Source organism: Pseudoalteromonas lipolytica (assembly GCF_900116435.1).
In the GTDB taxonomy this organism is placed as follows: domain Bacteria; phylum Pseudomonadota; class Gammaproteobacteria; order Enterobacterales; family Alteromonadaceae; genus Pseudoalteromonas; species Pseudoalteromonas lipolytica.
This window is the reverse complement of record NZ_FPAZ01000012.1, coordinates 1-18,500: the sequence shown is the minus strand read 5'-3', so window position 1 is coordinate 18,500 and position 18,500 is coordinate 1. Positions and strand designations below refer to the sequence as shown.

General features: G+C 40.1%; 15 protein-coding genes and 2 tRNA genes. 6 read left to right on the top strand and 11 right to left on the bottom strand.

All coding sequences use genetic code 11. The features are described 5' to 3' along the window. Window positions 1-4: 4 nt before the first annotated feature. The 8 genes from BM378_RS13370 to BM378_RS13335 form a co-directional block, all read right to left on the bottom strand. Window positions 5-1,333: a GH1 family beta-glucosidase gene (locus tag BM378_RS13370; protein ID WP_074989377.1), complete on the bottom strand. Its 1,329-nt coding sequence runs from the start codon at window positions 1,331-1,333 to the stop codon at window positions 5-7. A 409-nt stretch (window positions 1,334-1,742) separates the two neighbouring features. Next, complete coding sequence (locus BM378_RS13365) at window positions 1,743-3,230, bottom strand: tryptophan halogenase family protein (RefSeq protein WP_074989376.1); 1,488 nt, start codon at window positions 3,228-3,230, stop codon at window positions 1,743-1,745. Between the two features lie 9 nt (window positions 3,231-3,239). Beyond that, window positions 3,240-4,766 (bottom strand): tryptophan halogenase family protein, encoded by a 1,527-nt coding sequence (locus BM378_RS13360; protein WP_074989375.1) that lies wholly within the window; start codon window positions 4,764-4,766, stop codon window positions 3,240-3,242. Window positions 4,767-4,967: 201 nt separating this feature from the next. Next, window positions 4,968-7,940, bottom strand: a complete 2,973-nt coding sequence (locus BM378_RS13355; RefSeq protein WP_036968060.1) for a TonB-dependent receptor — start codon at window positions 7,938-7,940, stop codon at window positions 4,968-4,970. 464 nt (window positions 7,941-8,404) lie between these two features. After that, a tRNA-Val gene (locus BM378_RS13350) sits at window positions 8,405-8,481 on the bottom strand. 26 nt (window positions 8,482-8,507) lie between these two features. Next, window positions 8,508-8,584: transfer RNA gene (locus BM378_RS13345), tRNA-Val, on the bottom strand. Between the two features lie 113 nt (window positions 8,585-8,697). Beyond that, entirely contained in the window at window positions 8,698-9,666 is a 969-nt protein-coding gene (locus BM378_RS13340) for a DUF3080 family protein (protein ID WP_177222589.1), read from the bottom strand. 28 nt (window positions 9,667-9,694) lie between these two features. Continuing rightward, window positions 9,695-11,050 carry an MATE family efflux transporter gene (locus BM378_RS13335; RefSeq protein WP_074989373.1) on the bottom strand — a complete coding sequence of 452 codons (1,356 nt, stop codon included), beginning with the start codon at window positions 11,048-11,050 and terminating at the stop codon, window positions 9,695-9,697. A 97-nt stretch (window positions 11,051-11,147) separates the two neighbouring features. Here BM378_RS13335 and BM378_RS13330 point away from each other — a divergent pair, with 97 nt between their 5' ends. Further along, complete coding sequence (locus BM378_RS13330; protein WP_074989372.1) at window positions 11,148-11,777, top strand: riboflavin synthase subunit alpha; 630 nt, start codon at window positions 11,148-11,150, stop codon at window positions 11,775-11,777. Here BM378_RS13330 and BM378_RS13325 read toward each other — a convergent pair. After that, complete coding sequence (locus tag BM378_RS13325; protein WP_036968072.1) at window positions 11,774-11,977, bottom strand: CPXCG motif-containing cysteine-rich protein; 204 nt, start codon at window positions 11,975-11,977, stop codon at window positions 11,774-11,776. The two genes, BM378_RS13330 and BM378_RS13325, sit on opposite strands and share 4 nt — an antisense overlap. Before the next feature lie 212 nt (window positions 11,978-12,189). Further along, window positions 12,190-13,050: a fructosamine kinase family protein gene (locus tag BM378_RS13320; protein ID WP_074989371.1), complete on the bottom strand. Its 861-nt coding sequence runs from the start codon at window positions 13,048-13,050 to the stop codon at window positions 12,190-12,192. Between the two features lie 111 nt (window positions 13,051-13,161). Between BM378_RS13320 and BM378_RS13315 the strand changes: the two genes are divergently transcribed. Next, window positions 13,162-13,857: a hypothetical protein gene (locus tag BM378_RS13315; RefSeq protein WP_036968078.1), complete on the top strand. Its 696-nt coding sequence runs from the start codon at window positions 13,162-13,164 to the stop codon at window positions 13,855-13,857. A gap of 47 nt (window positions 13,858-13,904) precedes the next feature. Here the strand turns inward: BM378_RS13315 and BM378_RS13310 are convergent, their stop codons facing one another. Next, on the bottom strand, window positions 13,905-14,267 hold the full coding sequence (locus BM378_RS13310) for a DUF3718 domain-containing protein (protein ID WP_036968081.1): 363 nt from the start codon (window positions 14,265-14,267) through the stop codon (window positions 13,905-13,907). A 364-nt stretch (window positions 14,268-14,631) separates the two neighbouring features. Here BM378_RS13310 and BM378_RS13305 point away from each other — a divergent pair, with 364 nt between their 5' ends. The 4 genes from BM378_RS13305 to BM378_RS13290 all read left to right on the top strand — a co-directional run. Then, a complete protein-coding gene (locus tag BM378_RS13305) occupies window positions 14,632-15,417 on the top strand; it encodes a hypothetical protein (RefSeq protein ID WP_074989370.1) in 786 nt (261 codons plus the stop codon). A gap of 114 nt (window positions 15,418-15,531) precedes the next feature. Continuing rightward, the gene (locus BM378_RS13300; protein WP_036968087.1) at window positions 15,532-16,914 is read left to right on the top strand and encodes an amidohydrolase; all 1,383 of its coding nucleotides are present in this window, start codon (window positions 15,532-15,534) and stop codon (window positions 16,912-16,914) included. An 11-nt stretch (window positions 16,915-16,925) separates the two neighbouring features. Then, window positions 16,926-18,152 (top strand): amidohydrolase family protein, encoded by a 1,227-nt coding sequence (locus tag BM378_RS13295; RefSeq protein WP_036968090.1) that lies wholly within the window; start codon window positions 16,926-16,928, stop codon window positions 18,150-18,152. 119 nt (window positions 18,153-18,271) lie between these two features. Then, window positions 18,272-18,500, top strand: a 229-nt coding sequence (locus BM378_RS13290) for a transposase domain-containing protein (RefSeq protein ID WP_218158194.1), incomplete at its 3' end; no start/stop codon positions are given.

Sequence of the window (18,500 nt, the reverse complement as noted above, 5' to 3'; positions counted from 1 at the left end):
ATTATTAGCGGTTTTTAATTAAGTGACTGTATGCGTTGCCACTGTCTTTAATAACACGTTGCTGGGTTACATAGTCGACATACACAATACCGAAACGTTTTGAGTATCCTTCTGCCCATTCAAAATTATCCATTAAGCTCCATGCAAAATACCCCGAGACAGTAACACCTTGCTCCATTGCGTCGTTCACAGCGTTTAGATGGCTATTATAATAATCAATTCTATCTTGATCATGAACCTCTGAATTAATCATCTTGTCATCCATAGCTGCCCCATTTTCAGTAATAAAAACAGGAGGTAGCTGGTATTTTTCATGCAGCGATACTAATAATTCAGTGAGCGCTTTTGGGTATATCTCCCAGCCAATATCGGTCATTGGTGCTTGGTGAGGCATTTCTTCATAATAATCAGTTTCGCTCGCTTGATAGTGTAATCGCGTGTAAAAATTGACACCCAAAAAATCAAGTGGTTGAGCAATTGTTTCCATATCCCCTGGTAATATGTCAGGTTTATGAGCCTCAGGTAACTGCTCTATAATGTCAGGGTACGCTCCGGTCATTACCGGTTTCATGTACCATTGATTTATATAGTCATCAGCAAATGCTGTGGCAGCTAAATCGGCATCACTTTGAGTAACCGGGTAACAAGGGGTGAAGTTAAGTACAATTCCATTGAGCGCGTGTGGGCTATTTTTATTCAGAACCTTCATGGCTAATCCATGGGCAAGTAATAGGTGATGCGCTGCTTTTCGGCCAAATTCACGGCCTTTTATTCCAGGAGCATGAACACCAATTTCATAGCCTAAGTATGAACTACAGAAAGGTTCATTCAATGTCGCATATGAATAAACCTTATTACCAAATGCTTTACTTATTAAATCAACATAGCGTTCAAATTCAAAGGCGGTTTCTCGATTTAACCATCCCCCTTTGTCTTCCAAGTGTTGCGGTAAATCCCAATGGTAAAGCGTCACAAAGGCTTTTATATTACGACGTGCTAACTCATCTAGTATATCGGTATAAAACTTTACACCATCATGATTTAAAGTGCCGTCTAAGGTTATGACTCGTGGCCAAGAAATTGAGAGGCGATAAGCATCCACTCCCAAAGAGTCAATGAGAGCAATATCTTCACGCCATTTTATGACATGTTCACACGCACGTTCACCATTCGAATTATCGGCGATTTTCCCCGGGGTTGCGCAAAAAGTGTCCCAGATGCAGGGGAGGCGCTTATCCGCAGAACCTTCAATTTGAAACGAAGCCGTAGCGACGCCATAGATAAAGTCTTTGCTAAGCATAGGTGAGTTTTTTGGTAACGTGAGCTGAGTCATTTAAAGAAACCTTTGGTGAACAATTGCAAGTTAAATGGTGACTAATTCTTTTCTACTGAAAGCGCTTCCATGTTTTTTCAAAAAAAACACGCAAAATATTGGGTGTTTATGGTAGCGCTTCCATATTTAGGTTAGAGACTAATTTGGTTATGGTCAATAGTTTATTTTAATAACGGGTTTAATACGGTGTTGTTTGCATTTTAAAAAACAATAAAGCAAGTGTTACTGCTTGCTTTATAAAAGAAAAAACGATTAATAATTACACATCTCTGCTGACACTCGCTGTAATAGTATGACCTTATAAAACGCGTATACTTATCAAACATATTTAACGAGGTATGAGTACTGACACAGCATACAGACTCTATGCGAAATAAGCCTAAATAGTGCATGGCAATCAGTCAATACACTAATTGTTCTGTGAGCAATACTTACTTACAAACTCTTTATGGTTAGGCAATTGCGCAAGGCGATGTGCTATTTGCTGTTTAATACCGTGTAAAAACTGCATTAATTCTTGTTCACTCATTAAGCTGGCTACATGATGATATTGCTGTGGCTTTATTCCTTGACCAAGCATTACCTGCACCCATGAATCAACGCGAAATATGTCACCGTCATCTAAAAAAACGCGCCCTGTTTGTTTAAATAATGCAATTTTATGGCTGAGTGTTTGAGTGATCTCCATTGTTTTGCAATGACGCCAAAATTCACTATCGTCGCGGTCGGTTACCCTGTAGTGCAGCACGATAAAATCACGAATGCTCTCGAGTTCAGATTTTAATTGTTTGTTGTATTCATCAATTGCATGTTGGCTGATATGGGTGAACGGGAATAATCGTATAAAGCGGATTATACCGGTCATAATAAGGTGAATACTGGTTGACTCGAGAGGCTCTAAAAAGCCACTTGCGAGACCCAAAGCGAGGCAGTTTTTATTCCAGCCTTTTAGACGACGCCCCGTTTTAAATTTTATGACTTTTGGGTCTGTTAAAATCTCGCCACTAATATTGTTGAGTAATAGGTGTGTGGCATCCGCATCAGTCAAATAGCGACTGCAATACACTAAGCCATTACCTGTGCGGTTTTGTAATGGTATTTGCCACTGCCAGCCCGATTGGTGCGCGATTGACCGTGTATAAGGGAGAATTTCATCTGAGCCCGTTGTTTGTAAAGCGACAGCGCTATCACACGGTAATAAGTGTGACCAGTCTTCAAAGCCTGTATGCAAGGCTTGCTCTATAAGTAAGCCTTTAAAGCCAGTGCAATCAATAAAAAAATCCCCCGAAACGGTGGTGCCATTTTTTAAAGTGACACTTTCAATGAAGCCATTCGTTGCAGATTTGTTGATGTGCTCTATCTTTCCTTCTATGCGTTTTACGCTGTGTTGTTCAGCAAAGTCTCGTAAAAATAAAGCATAGCGATTGGCATCCAAATGAAAGGCATAGTTGATTGGGTTTTGCTTGTTGAAGCCAAATTTTCCGTGTTTTGCAGCCTGCAATTCGTAACAATAGTCGCCAAAATCATCTTTAACACCTTGATTTTGAGCATGTAACCAAAAGTGATGGAATTCGCCAGCCCAGCACTCTTTGCCTGTCATGCCAAACGAGTGAATATAGTCACTTTTTGGTTTGTGCCAATTTTCAAAACTGATCCCGAGTTTAAAAGTCGCCTGTGTTTGGGTCATGAAGCGCTGTTCATCTATACCCAGTAACTTATGAAAGGTGCGAATAGGGGGGATTGTTGCCTCGCCGACACCGACAGTCCCAATTTCATCAGATTCAATTAAAGTGATGGTTATTTCATTGCCTAATAATTTAGCTAACGCAGCTGCGGCCATCCAACCGGCGGTACCGCCCCCAGCAATAACGACATGTTTGGTAAAGTGATTTGTCATTCTTAACCCTTACTTAGCTAATAGTTGTTGGAGTAATAAGCGGTTGCTAGGTAAATTTTTTAAGTAGTGCCCAATCCGCTCTCGATTTAGCTTACACAGTTGCTGCGCAAATTCTTGCTGTTTTGTGCTCATATGAGCGGGTAAAGGGGTGTGAAAACCCATGCCATAAAGCACATATTGATAACTAGCCGAAGGGAATACTTCTTCATTTTCAATTAAGTCAAACCGACTTGGCGGTTGATAACACCATAATTCGAGTAATTTCTGTAACGCGGTTGGAATTGTATTCGTTTGGCGGTTATCGAGCCAGTATGGGCTATCATTGCGTTTGCTAAGCACATAATGGAGTTTTAAGAACTCGATGACTTTTTGCCAGCGGTAGTTAAAGCGCTCATTAAAACGTGCGCTTAATAAAGTCATATGTTGGCGGTTTGACGGCATTTGCTCGCTTAGCATACTAATACTTAGCTCCACCATCGCTAAAGCTGACGCTTCCAAGGGCTCAATAAAGCCTTGTGACATACCAACAGCGACACAGTTTTTATGCCAAAACTCTTTTCTGTATCCTGGTGTAAAGCGCAGTGTTCGAGTATCAAGTTGCTCCGCTAGTTTGGAACCAATAGATTGCTCTGCATAGTGTTTTAAGGTCTTTATTGCCGTTGCTTCGTCACAATATTTATCACTGAATGTGTACCCTATGCCGCGTCGAGTAGGTAATCCAATATCCCATATCCAGCCTGCTTGTTGCGCAGTGGATAACGTTGCTGACGCGATATTATCGTGTGGATCCTGATAGGGAAGGTGGGTCGTGACTGCGCAATTATTGAATAAAATGTGATTCTGATTTAAGTACTCTATTTGGTAGTGCTTTGCAATTAATAAGCCTGCACTACCTGAGCAATCAATAAATAAATCCCCAGAAATAGCTGCGTTACTGAGCGTATTTACGCTTTGAATATAGCCATGACTATCATTATTTGCATTCAGTACATCATCAACAATGTGTTTTACATTAAGCTTGTTAACACAATGATGCGCTAAAAAGTGAGCAAACTTATGTGCATCAAGGTGGTATCCATAATTTGTAACAGCTGCATAATCAGGTGTTTGGGCTTGCTTTGGGGCGAGAGCGGCCTGACAAACAAAGCTTTGCATGTTTACAGTGTCAGCGTATTTATGCTCTGGGGATAGGTATTGCCATGCCGCATGAATATCACATTCGGTATAGCCTTGAGGCACCATAAAGGGGTGATAGTAATTATCGCCTTCTAATTCTGTTTGCCAGTTAATAAATTTAGAACCTTGTTTAAATGAGGCGTCGCAATGACGTAAAAAGTCAGTTTCTTTAATACCGATGCGTTGCAGTGTGTTTCGCATCGACGGCCATGTGCCTTCTCCAACCCCAGAGATCCCAATATTAACTGACTCGATTAACGTTATGATTTTATCAGGGTGTTCGCTTGCCAGTAATCCCGCTGTTAACCAACCTGCGGCGCCACCACCCACGATGACTATGTTATTTATGTGTGTATTCATAGCATTACTTTAAATAATAAAAGCCGCTCCAAACAAGGAACGGCTTGCGGGCATAAAAAGGGTTCAGCTAAATATGCCTCTGACAACAAAGCTAATTCTCATTACCATGAGCAATAATTAACCAGCGGTTCACACTGAAACACGTACGGTGTTTGTGCATCAAGAGACTGGCTAAAAATGCATCACGATAAGAGATAGTATCTAGAAGTTATAGCGCATACCGACATTATAACGCGCGCCATTTTGTTCTAAATTCCATAACTGTGCTTTGTAGCGACCATGCTGGCGGCTATTTTGTTCTGTGATGTTAATCCCTTCTATAAAGAAAGACATTTTTTCACTGTAGTTATATGCCACATTAAAATCGACTTGATAATATTCTTCTGTGAATGCTGGTTCGTTAACATATCGTGCAGCACTGTTTAAGAACTTATCCCTCCAGTTATAGGCAATACGCGCTTGGAATTTATCATTTTCGTACATGGCTATGATATTTGCTGTATCACTTAAACCGACTAATGCAAATTGTGTTGTTGTGGGATCTGCTGCAACGTTAAAATCAATATCGCCATTTACAATGGTGTAGTTGGCTTGAACACCAAACCCAGAGTCACCGAAGAAGTGCTGAATCGCTAATTCATACCCGTCTATTTTGGCGTCTTTATTGTTGGTTGGCACTTGAGCTGTAAATTCCATTAACGGATCGTCACCATTAGGCAATATATCATATGCGGCTTCGAATTCTTCGTAGCTCATTGAGTCAAATTCAACCCCATTTTCCATTGCAGCCACCATTTGGAATAGGTTTGAATCTGTTATTGCAAGTCCTCTGGCTTGTAATTCAGCAATGGCCGCTTGTGCACGAGGGCCAGCTGAGACATCACGTAAGTCATAGTAGTTTTGTGTCATGGGTGTTAAACCAATAAAGTTGTCGACTTTTTTATTGTAATAACCAACAGATACATAACTGACATCACTGTAATACCATTCAACAGACACATCAAAATTGTCAGACTCAAGCGGGACTAACCCCGGGTTACCTGTTGATGCTGGTGCATTCGTTGTTCCCGGAATAAGTTTTGGACCTGTAGGTACGCCGACAGTCGCTGCAGAACTTAAATTATCATAAGTAGGGCGGGCGATCGTGGTGCTGTATGATGCTCTCACTTTTACATCATCAACCACGTTTATATCGAAATCGATACTCGGTAAAAAATGGTTGTAGTCAGAACTGAGAGAGTAATCTTGTTTATCTGTACCATAACGCACATTGAAGTCATTATTGCCTTCCCATGCAACAGCATTAGGTAAATCAATATTAGCAGTTGATGTGACATCTGTGGTTTCGTAACGCGCACCCACTAATAGGTTGAATGGCATATCACCTATTTCACCTTGATGTTTATATTGTACAAAGGCTGCTTTAATTTCTTCTTTTATTGTTCGGTTGGTTGCGAATGCACCGTCAGCAGCAAAGTTAAAACCGTACTGCTGTGCAGCCCAATAACCAATTTCAGATGCGCTGCCAGTAAACCCTTGATCAAATGATCCTGAGGTATCGTAGTCATCAAATTCATTTAAAAAATTAGTCGGGTTTAAATAACCATCAGGAAGTTCCCCTGGGTTTTCGATACCCCAGTTACCCATTGTATTTCGAGTAAGAGATTGTAATGAATGACTTTCCATTGAACGAGACTCAATGCCGAAGTCAATCACGCCCGTTTCTATTTCATATTTACCGAGTAATCGGAATTCATCGACCGTTGATTCTTGACGAGCAAAGTTACTATCAAGAATAGAAGTACCTACATCGCTTTGTTCCAAAGCCCCACTGCAGTTAAGGTTAGTGCGCGAGCAATCATCAAAATTGATAACCATCGAAGGAAGATCGCGGCTAAAGTCAACTTGCTGGCCTGCAACTATATTGGCACCTAATCCCGCATTTACCCAGCTGCCGTAGGGGGCATCGGGTTCACTTGTTGCTTTTGAGCTATGTGCGTCAAAAACAAAGCTGAGTTGATCATTAAAAAAGTACTCAAGGTTTAGGCCGATAGAGTCATTTTTATTTACTTGATTTAACTCTTGTAGAGCCAAACCTATATCTCGAGTTGATAAATCACGACGCTCTTCTTGGTAATAAATAGGCGTTTTTACGGCATTATCGTCAAATATTAGGTGGGTTTTATAGTTATCCATCCATATTGACTGCTCTGCGCGTGCTTCATATAAGTCTTGTTGCGAATAGGTATAATCAAGTGTTGCTGTTAATGATTCGACGGGACTATATTGTAAAGTTAATTGAGCGTTCGTACGTGTTCTTTCGCGGTCCGCAATTGTATAGCGAAGATCAGATGGCATTGAATAATACTGGCCCATAGCAGGGGCGTTCTCAACAATAATGTCATCAGCTGCTTGTGGAATTGTTCCATCGTATGCTGTTGTGCGCCATTCGTTGACAAATGCACCCGTTGCAGAGCTATCACGTTTTTGCATACTCGCGGTGAGTGATACGCCAAATTTGGCATCGGCATCAGTCCAACTAAAAATACCTGATATCTCTGGAGTGATATCATCAGCAACACGATTTGTTGTATCGTGCATTGCTTTTACACCCACGTTTGCAATTAAACCAGGGTTATCTAATGGGCGAGTTGTATTAATGTTGATTGCTGCACCAATTCCACCTGAAGCAATGCTTGCTTTACCTGTTTTATAAACTTCGACTGATTTAACACTTTCAGAGGCTAAGTTTGCAAAGTCATAAGCTCTTGAGTTAGGTGTTCCTCCTCCCGCTGGTAAGGAAGCTGCTGGCATAGTACGGCCATTGAGGGTAACCATATTATAATCAGGACCAAAACCACGCACAGTAACCTTCGAGCCTTCACCATTACTTCTATCAATTGATACACCCGTAATACGTTGTAATGATTCTGCTAGATTCGTGTCTGGGAATTTACCAATATCTTCAGACGATATTGCATCCACAACACCGGAAGAGTAGCGTTTTAGTTGCGTTGATTCTTTTATACTACCTTTAAAACCAGTAACTTGAATAACTTCAATGTCGCTGTTGTGTTCAGTTTGTTCTGCGAAGGCCGGTAAACAGGTACTTGCACCTAAGAGCAAAGATAAGCTAGTTGCTAACTTTGTTCTTTTAAAGTTATGGCTTGACATTAGGTTTCCCTCGTTCTTTATCATTGTTATTCACGCAGCAAGTGCATGCTATTGTTGTCTAAATATGCCTTTTCATAAATATGGAAGCGCTACCATAAATAACGAAAAAGAAAACGCTTCTGAAAGCGCTTCCAGAAAAGGGTAGTGCTAATTTTCGTTTACGTCAACAGTTGATTTAAAAAATTGATTAAAAAATAACACAAGCCATTTACCGTTATTTATTAATTCGTTTTCATTATTACCGTTTACTTCATGTAGTAATTAAATGATAAATAAGTGCGGTAACTAACAGAGTCATTGCGATTTTTAATTATTCTACGACTCGCTTAAAGCTTGCAGTATCTGGCGTGGGCTAGGAGCAGTGAGCGTGATATAACCAACAGTGCTAGGGAAGATATAATTAAGAGTGGGTGTGCTTTAAGCAATTGGGCTAATTATTTTTATGTAAAAATTTTGGAGAGAATTGGTACGACCGAGTGGATTCGAACCACCGACCCCTACCATGTCAAGGTAGTGCTCTAACCAACTGAGCTACGGTCGTACAATAAAGAAATATCAAATAAATCGTGGTACAACCGAGTGGATTCGAACCACCGACCCCTACCATGTCAAGGTAGTGCTCTAACCAACTGAGCTACGGTTGTATTTTGATTTAAGCGGTTGTTTAATTGGCTAAACAACGGTGGCTAATATATAGCGACTGGTTTCTTGAATCAAGCTGCTTTAGCTATTTTTGTGTTAAGTGCTGTTTTTTTATTCATAATGGACTAATTTCACACTGCTTATAAAAGTTTTGCCACCAAGTAACGTGTTGTTTTGCTGAAAATTTAAGCTCTATAAGAATGTTGCCTTCATGGCTGCTATCAACATAATGACCTAACGTTGGGTCTTGCCATATTTTTTCGTACAAAGGTAGCAGTGACTCGAGTTTACCTGTTAAGAATGATTGATAAGGTTGTAACTGCTCTAAATAAAACTTTTTAAAAATATTACTGAGCTTTTGTGCTTTCTGTTTATTTTTGTTAGCAGGGCAGAGTGCGTCTATTTCATATTGCTGCAATAACGTTGTGAGTTGCTCATTATAATGAATTTGTGTTCTTACGGCAGACACTAATAAGGTGTTGTATTTAAACTTATTTAATACTTCTAACGCGTTTATAAGCGACGCTGTATCAATTTCACTAATGTCACCGGTTTTAATTTGTTCGTTTAACATCGCGAACATGCTCATAGCGTGCTCGGTTTCTGTGAAGCCTGCCGTGTGTTCATCTAAGTTAGATGACGTAAGTTGCCAAATAACTTTAAATTCTCTTTCGTTCGTTATCATTGCTTCAAAATACTGCGGGAGCGTTTGTTGTTTTTGCTCAGAAGCTTGGGCAATTTTTGTATACAGCGGATTGTCAGGCGATAGGGTATCTAAGCACTTTTCAGCGGCTTGAATAAAATCAATTTGATAGCTAAGCACACCCGCAGCAGTGGCTGTTTTACCTAATTGATTATTATGCTCTGCAATTAACGTTGCGAGTTCACATTGACGTAACTGCGCAAGTTCTAACATGCCAATGGTGTGAGCGCTGCCTGAAACGATATCAAAATGAACGGGCTCAATGCGCGCGGGTTTAGTGAGTTCAAATTCTTTAAATGCAAGAACATTATTGAGCCTTTCGGCATATGTTTTGTTTATATCACTGGCTGAGGGTGAGCAACCAAATAGCACAAGGCTCACAGCACACACTGTGAGCTTAAATAAAGACTTAGTTTTGCTGAAAAGGTGCATAGTTAAATCGCCTATGAACTGTGTACATCAACATGATGGCCGCAGCACTGAGGCCAACGATAATACCTATCCAAAACCCATGAGGCCCCATCGCTGGCACAATTAAATCTGTACGAGCAAGTACGAACCCAAGTGCAAAACCGATCAACCAATACGACACGAAGGTAATATAACCAATTGGGGCGGTATACTTTAAACCACGTAAAATTCCATTGGCAGAAACTTGTAATGCATCAGGTAATTGGTAAATACAGGCAAGTACCATGATTGATGAGGCAAGCGCTAAAACCTCAGGATTATCTGAGTACAGTTGGCTAATAATATCTCGCGCAAAGAAAGTCACACTCGCCAATAAAAAGGCAATAATAGCGGCTAAAATATAGCTTGTACTCACCGCACTTCTTAATTGTTTGAAATGCTGTTGTCCAAACAAATTACCAATACGAATACTAATAGCTATAGATAAACTCAACGGCATCATGAAAAGTAAAGTGGTTACACTTGCCGCTATTTGATGGCCTGCGACAGCAACAGCACCTAAATGTGCAATAAACAGCGGAATACAAGCAAACAGTGTCACTTCGAAAAATGTGGCCAATGAAATAGGAATGCCGACTTTAGTGATTGCCCACATAGTGGCAGGCTGTGGTAACGAGAAATTCGCTAATAACGCCTTCGCATTAATTTTTTTATCAAAATGGCAGTATATCATTTGTGTGATAGCCATCGCCGTAAAGACTAACGCGGTTGCAATACCACAGCCTGCACCGCCATACGCATTAAAACCTAAATGACCGTGTATAAACACGTAGTTAGCAGGAATATTAACGGCTAAGCCAATTAAGCTTATGTAAAAAGCAGGTTTGGTCATGCCCATACCCTCAGTGATATTGCGATAAACACTAAAGAGTAAAAAGCCAAAAATGCCCCATTTTACAAAATGTATATACTGTTCAGCGAGCGTTGTAATCGCCGCTGTTGTATTTAAATGAGAGAGAATACTGTCTGCTATAGTAGCAAGCCCTAAGCCAATGACACTAAGCACCAGCGCTAAATATAGGCCTTGTTGAAAATAATGGCTTATGGCGTGTTTGTCATTTGAGCCCGAAAACTGCGCAATAATTCCCGTCAGTGCAAGCAGGATACCTTGAAGCGCTAACATTAAGGGGTTCCAAATACCTGTTGCGATTGATAAAGCAGCCAGATCTGTTGCACTCACTTGTCCTGCCATTACGGTATCAACAACCGTCATTAATATCAGGGTCACTTGCGCCAAAAATACAGGGATGGCTAAAGAAATTAACCGTTTGGCTTCCCAACTACAAAAAGACATAAAATACACAACTAAAAAAACAGGTTGTCATTGTAATCTATTCAAAGATCAATAAAAATCGCAGATATGTATTTTGCGAATAAAAGAAGACGCCAAGATGTTTACTGGAATTATACAAACTCAAGCCATTGTCGAACACACAAAGCTCGAGGGTGGGGTACTAAGGTTAACCTTAAAAGTCGCTAATGAGTATGCGCAAAAACTGACTATGGGTGCCAGCATTGCAATTAATGGCTGTTGTTTGACTGTTGTCGAATTTAAAGCACTTCAGGACAGTGATTTTACACTTATTCATTTTGATGTGATTGATGAGACATTAAAGTTGACTAACCTTGGTCAATTGCAAAACGGACAGTGGGCCAACTTTGAGCGCTCCGTAACGGTAGGCACTGAGCTTGGGGGGCATATTGTATCGGGCCATATTCACTGTATGGCAAACATAACGTCTATTATACATGAACAAAATAACTGCAAAATGCATCTTGCAATCGATCCAAAGTGGCAAAAATATGTATTGTACAAAGGGTTTGTCAGCGTAAATGGTGCAAGTTTAACCGTGGGTGAGGTTGATGAGCGTGGTTTTTGGTTACACCTCATACCTGAAACTCTCGCGATTACTAATTTAGATAAACAACGCGAAGGCAATCTACTCAATATTGAGGTTGACCAACAAACTTACACAATTATAAACACGGTTGAAAACTATTTGGCACGACAAGCAAATTAAAAAATTTGCTCGTCGTCACTGTCAACATGTAATTCTAATTTGTTGTGTGCGTAATCAATGTGCATGTTTAAATGAATAGGGTTACAGCAAGCGCTACATTCTTCGTAATAATCTTGGTCGCCTTCGCTGGCATCTAATGCCACGAATATATGATGTCCACAATGAGGGCAGGATATACGTTGAGAAAAGTTATCTTTCATCAGCTTTTACCTTAATCAGGCATGCCTGAATTCGTTAAATTGCAATCTTATAAAATCGTAATCTAATGGTGATGAACGCAAATTTAATAAGATTGATATAACTTACACACTAACCGCTAAACAAGCGGCTAGCACCTGTATATAAACGTGTTCTATTTACACTATAGTCCTGTTCTTGCGTTTATGACATTCGTTTTACAGCAATTTAAAGTTTATTTAAGCAGCAAATCAATTTGTTGTTTAGCTTCAGTCAGATAGTGTCCGGAAAAAATATTAGCGTGATTTAAAATAGGGTATAGCTGATAGATTAATTTACGCTGTTCATAGCCATTTTGCAGGGGGTATTGTTGATTGTATGCAGTATAAAAAGCATCAGGAAGCGGTGCAAAAAGTTCGCTCATAGCGATATCGCATTCCCGGTCACCATAATAGCAAGCAGGGTCATACAGACTAGGAACCGCTTGTATAAAGCCCATATTTCGTCGCCAAAAGTCACCATGCAGTAATGACGGTTCGACATTATGGCCGTGCAAGGTGTCTTTAATAAAAGCGATAAACATATCTTGATCAACGAGTTCAATGCCTTTCTCTTGTAAGAGCTGAAGTTGCCAACCAATCCGTTCTTCTGCAAAAAAAACATCCCATTTTTTGTGCCATCGGTTTGGCTGGACTGTGGGGCCTAAAAAGTTGTCGTGATCAAAACCAAACATGGCTTGCGTATGTTTTTGATGAAGTGTGGCTAAATGTTCGCCCATCGTATGCCAATTTGAGTGAGGAAGTTTGTCCAGTTCTAACCACTCTAAAACGATGAATGAAAATTCAATATTGCACCCTGTGGCAATGCAGTCGGGGATCATAAATAAGCTTTCTTGCGTTAAAAGCTTTAAATTAAAGGATTCGCACTCTAATCTTTCTAAATCACTTAAGTGAGCCACCTTGACAAAAAATCGGTGATTTTCATCGCGCAGTTCAAAGTATTTATCGCTGTTGGGCGATTGCAGTTGGCGTTTAAAGGTATGCTTAAAATCAAAGTGCATAGCTTGGCTTATCTGTTCATTCACTGAATTCCACATAATATCGCTCACCTTTTAACCATGTAGTTAAACTATGGCAAAAAGTCGGTGAATTAACAATCTCATAGCGTTAATATTATTAAATATTTTGCTGTGTGCGTGAGGATTTAAATGAATAAAAGTCTTGTTACTAATTTAGTGGCTTTGGCCTTCGTGTTAGTTGGATTTTTGTTTGATCAGGCAATTGTATTATCTGTGGGATTATTTGCTTTGTCTGGCGCTGTAACAAACTGGTTAGCGATACATATGCTGTTTGAAAAAGTGCCTTTCTTGTATGGCTCAGGTGTCATTACGCTAAAGTTTGAGTCGTTTAAAGCATCAATCAGGCAGTTAGTCATGACGGAATTTTTCGCGGCAGAGAAAATAGATCAAGTGATGGCTCTTGCGAAACCTCAAATAGAATTAGAGCCTGTCATTGCTGAAGTAAACCTAAGCCCAGCCTATGACTCATTAATCGAAGTTATTGAGCAATCGCAATTTGGCAGTATGTTAGGAATGTTTGGTGGACGTGATGCCTTAGAGCCAATGCGTGAGCCGTTCATAAATAAAATGAAACAGGCCGTCATTGATATTTCTCACAGTGACGAATTTAAAACAATACTCGATGAAAAGCTGTTTGCAAACTCGCACATTGGTGGCTCGTTACATAACACGGTAGAAAGGTTAGTGGATGAGCGTTTAAACGAACTAACTCCCGTTATGGTAAAAGATATCATTCAAACAATGATTAAAGAACATTTAGGCTGGCTGGTTATTTGGGGTGGCGTGTTTGGTGGTGTATTTGGCTTAATTGCTGCGCTTTTATAAAAAGTGTGTAGCAGACCTATACAAGGTCTGCTACATCAAATCTGTCATTATTTAGAACCCGAAATTACGTAGACGGTGTTATCACTGACTTTAGCGATATCTTGAATACTTGTTTTTGTTTGTTGCTCTAAATTTAAGTAGCTTGCTGATTTATTAAAGCCATAGGTGCTGGCAAACTGTGCCGTAGACATATCATTGCACTGTAACTTGTCTGAGATGACGCGTTTGTTTAAGCGTAAATCACGCATTGTTTGAGCAAGGTTTATGGGTTTATTTGACACAATAGCCATACATGCTTGTGTCCCTGCAGAATTATCTGCAGCTACAAACTGTGCGGCGTTTGCATCTGTTGCTGCCATTGAAGAACCGACAATAAGTGCTGTACCAAATGCTAATGTTAATGTATTCATCTTTCTCTCCAGTTGTTTGTCCATGTGACATGAAAGTCGTGCAACCTCGCGTGGGATACTTCACAATTCCTATTTGCTAGGCACCATTAAAGTATTACCCTAAATTTGATTGATTGCTGTTAATGAAAACGGACAAGATGTAAGCAAGTATGTAGATGTGTACCCCAATATATAACCGTTTGATTAGACATATTTTAAAGTATGAATTTTGACACAAATAACGAGAAAATAATTTCATTTTAGAGCAAACTGAGCAGGTTTAGAGAGCGTATTTTCTATTTGTTTTACGGTATTGCTACATTTACGTTTTAACTCTAATTTAAATGTTCACTATTAGACACTGAATAAAGTGTAAGGAGTTTAAGTGACCACAAAATTATCAGGCTATTATCAACAAGCCTATGCCTCACATTCTAAGCATTTTAATCAATGCTTTTATTGTGGTTGTGAGGCAACTGAGCGCGACTATTGCCCCCCTCTTCATATGATGCAAAGTATTATTGATTTAGGTGAAGACGCTGAATTTATTTCAATACCAGCGTGTTATGAATGTTTTGCGCTACTTCATAATGAGCGAGTGCTAACGATTGATGGCCGATTCACCAAAGTAAAAAAGAAAATAGCCAATAAATATGCCAAAGCGCTGCGAGTATTTCACATGTGGCACGAAAATGAGCTTGATGATATGAGTGATGAATTTGTTCATAGCATTAAAGCGGGAATGAAATTGGGCGAAGAAGCTGCACAGCGGCTTGATTTTCAGGGTTACAGTTATGCGACTGAAGATGCCCGCGTTACTATTCGCGAAAAACGCACTGAATTTGATGTGCAAGGAATAGTCTTTTACGACTTTAAAGAGGCGCTAAATTACTGTATCAACGAGCTTAGCGTCGATAAAAGTGACTTTTATAAATTAGTCGTTGAAGATTATAACGGCGATTTTAATCGTGCCTTGAGTCAATATCGCCACCGTCATGAAAAAGTAACGGCAGCCACTGATGCCAATACTTTAATCAAAAGCTTTGCTAAACAACATAAACAAAACTCTGATTTCGTAACCCGTACCGTGACGCATTTTATTAATAAAGATCCTAGCCTCACGACCGAAGGTGCATTAGAGAAGCTCTATACGAATTACATTAAAAAATAAGTAACGGAAGAAATAACGTAATTCGTCTTACTTAAACGTCACTTACCTCGTTTGTTAGCATTGCTATTAACATTTGATTAAAGTTATATAATAAAAAAAAGGAGAAACAACAAAATGCATAAATTTGCACCATCCTTGATGGTTATTTCACTTGGTATCGCGCTTGCGGGTTGCCAAGATAATGGCCCACAAGATCCAAAAGTAACCATTGATAAAAACCCATACCCAAGTACTTATAAGCCACTGGCATCAACAAGTACTCTTATTACCAATGCAACGGTACTAACAGGCACCGGTGAGCGTTTAGACGAGGCTGATGTTTATTTTGTTGATGGTAAAGTACAACAAGTAGGCAAGGACTTATCTGTACAAGCAGATAACACCATTGATGCACAAGGCAAATGGGTCACGCCCGGTATCATCGATGTGCATTCGCATTTAGGCGCATACCCAACACCGTCTGTGGCATCGCATCAAGATGGTAACGAAATGACAAGCCCAGTGACTGCTGAAGTATGGGTTGAACACTCTATTTGGCCGCAAGACCCTGGTTTTAACCGTGCTCGTGAAGGCGGCATTACGTCATTACAAATTTTACCAGGCTCAGCAAATTTAATTGGTGGCCGTGGTGTTACTTTAAAAAATGTTCCTTCACATACAATGCAAGGTATGAAATTCCCTGATGCACCCTATGGTTTAAAAATGGCTTGTGGTGAAAATCCAAAACGTGTTTATGGAAGTAAAGGGGTATTACCTTCAACACGTATGGGTAATATGGCGGGCTACAGAACAGCATGGATTGATGCAACGGAATATAAGCGTCAGTGGGAAAAATATGACAGCGATTACGCGGCAGGTAAAAATCCTGAAATTCCTCACCGTGATATTAAGCTAGACACACTAGCGGGTGTCCTTGATGGCGATATTCTTATTCATAACCATTGCTATAAAGCAGAAGAAATGGCGATGATGATCGACCTAGGCAAAGAATTTGGTTATCACTCAGGCACTTTCCACCACGGTATTGAAGCGTACAAGATTGCCGATTTACTCGCTGAAAACGGCAACTGTGCAGCACTGTGGCCAGATTGGTGGGGCTTTAAAATGGAAGCCTATGACATGGTTCAAGAAAACGTGGCTATTGTCGATGCGGTTAAAAACTCATGCGCGATTGTCCATTCAGATTCTGATACAACTATTCAACGCTTAAACCAAGAAGCAGGTAAAGTGATGTACCGTGCAAACGATGTTGGTTTTAATATTTCAGAACAACACGCTATTAAGTGGATCACAGCAAACGCTGCTAAATCACTGGGTATCGATGATAAAACAGGTTCACTTGAATCGGGTAAACAAGCCGATGTTGTTATCTGGAATCAAAACCCTTTTAGTGTGTACGCAAAAGCTGAGCAAGTATTTATTGATGGTGCCAAGGTATACGATCGTCATGATGAAAAATATCAAGCACAAAGCGATTTCATGCTTGGTCAACAGTAGGAGTAACATTGATGACAAAATTAACTAAAACATTTTCGCTCTCTTTAGTTGCTGCTGGTTTATTTTCGTCGGTAGCGAGCGCACAATCGATTGCAATTATTAATGCAACCATTCACACATCAACAGAACAAGGTGTATTAGAAGGTGCTAGTGTCGTTATTGACGAGGGAAAAATTGTTGCAATTAATCCAGAATCAATAAATGCAGACACCACTGTTGATGCTCAAGGTCAAATCGTGACCGCAGGGTTTATCGGTACGATGAACCAACTTGGCTTAGTTGAAGTAGGGGCTGTTGCGGGTTCTCGTGACGGCGGTGATGATAAAGCGAGTATTGATTTCGATCCTAGTCTTGCTTTTAACCCACGCAGTAGCTTAATTCCTTATGCTCGAAAAGGCGGGATTACTCAAGACGTAATCGTACCAAATGGTGGTGAAAGTATTTTTGCAGGTCTTGCCTCTGTTGTTGATTTATCGGGTTCTTTCGATAGTGTAAATCAAAAACAAGTTGCCCTTGTGGTTCATTTAGGTGAAAAGCGTAAAGGCTCACGTGCAATGTCGATGAAAACACTGATCGACAAGCTTGAAGGGCACAAGTCAGCTAAAAAAGATGATAAAAAAGACCCCACCACAGAGCAAAAGATCCTTGATAAAGTACTCTCAGGTGAAATGCCACTGATTGCCAGTGTACAACGCGCGTCAGATATCTATGAATTAGTGAAATTAAAAGACACGTTTGGAATTAATTTAGTAATTCATGGTGGTGATGATGCCGTTGTTGTTGCGGATACTTTAGCAAAAGCTAATGTGCCGGTGATTATCAGTTCTATGGCAAACTTACCGGGTAGCTTTGATTCAATGCATGCTAACTTAGCCAATGCAGGCAAACTCGAAAAGGCCGGTGTTAAAGTGATTATTGGTGTTGCAGGGGACTCGAGTCACAATGTTTACCAGTTACGTTTTGATGCGGGTAACGCTGTGTCGTATGGTATGACACAACAAGGTGCATTGAATGCGGTGACCAGTAATATTGCGGATGTTTTTGGCTTGAACTCAGGAGCAATAGCAACAGGCAAACGTGCGAACTTAGTAATGTGGTCTAATGATCCATTTGAATTGAAATCACACGTAAGTAAAATGTGGATCAATGGTGAAGAGGTTTCAACTGAAGCGCGTCAAGATAAATTGCGCGAACGTTACACAACCGAATCAGCGATGCCAAGAGCGTACACAAAGTAATTTTAATAAGAAAGGCCGCCTATGCGTAATGCAGATCAGTTAAGCATATTTTTATGATCACTTGACTGATCTTTTCATAGCTTCACAATCCGATATTAGAAATAGTATCGGATTTTTTTATGTCTCTAATTCAACACTTCGATGATATGTCCTCCTTTTTAGATGATGTACATACACTCGACAAACTTAAGCAGGTTCTTGACCCAGATATTCTTGAACAAGCATTTGAACATGCGGGAGTTGCCACTGTTCGCAGAAGGCGGTTACCGCTAGAAGCTATTATGTGGTCTGTAATTGGAATGAGTTTATTCCGAAACGAAACTGTGTGGGATATTGCTAACAGACTCG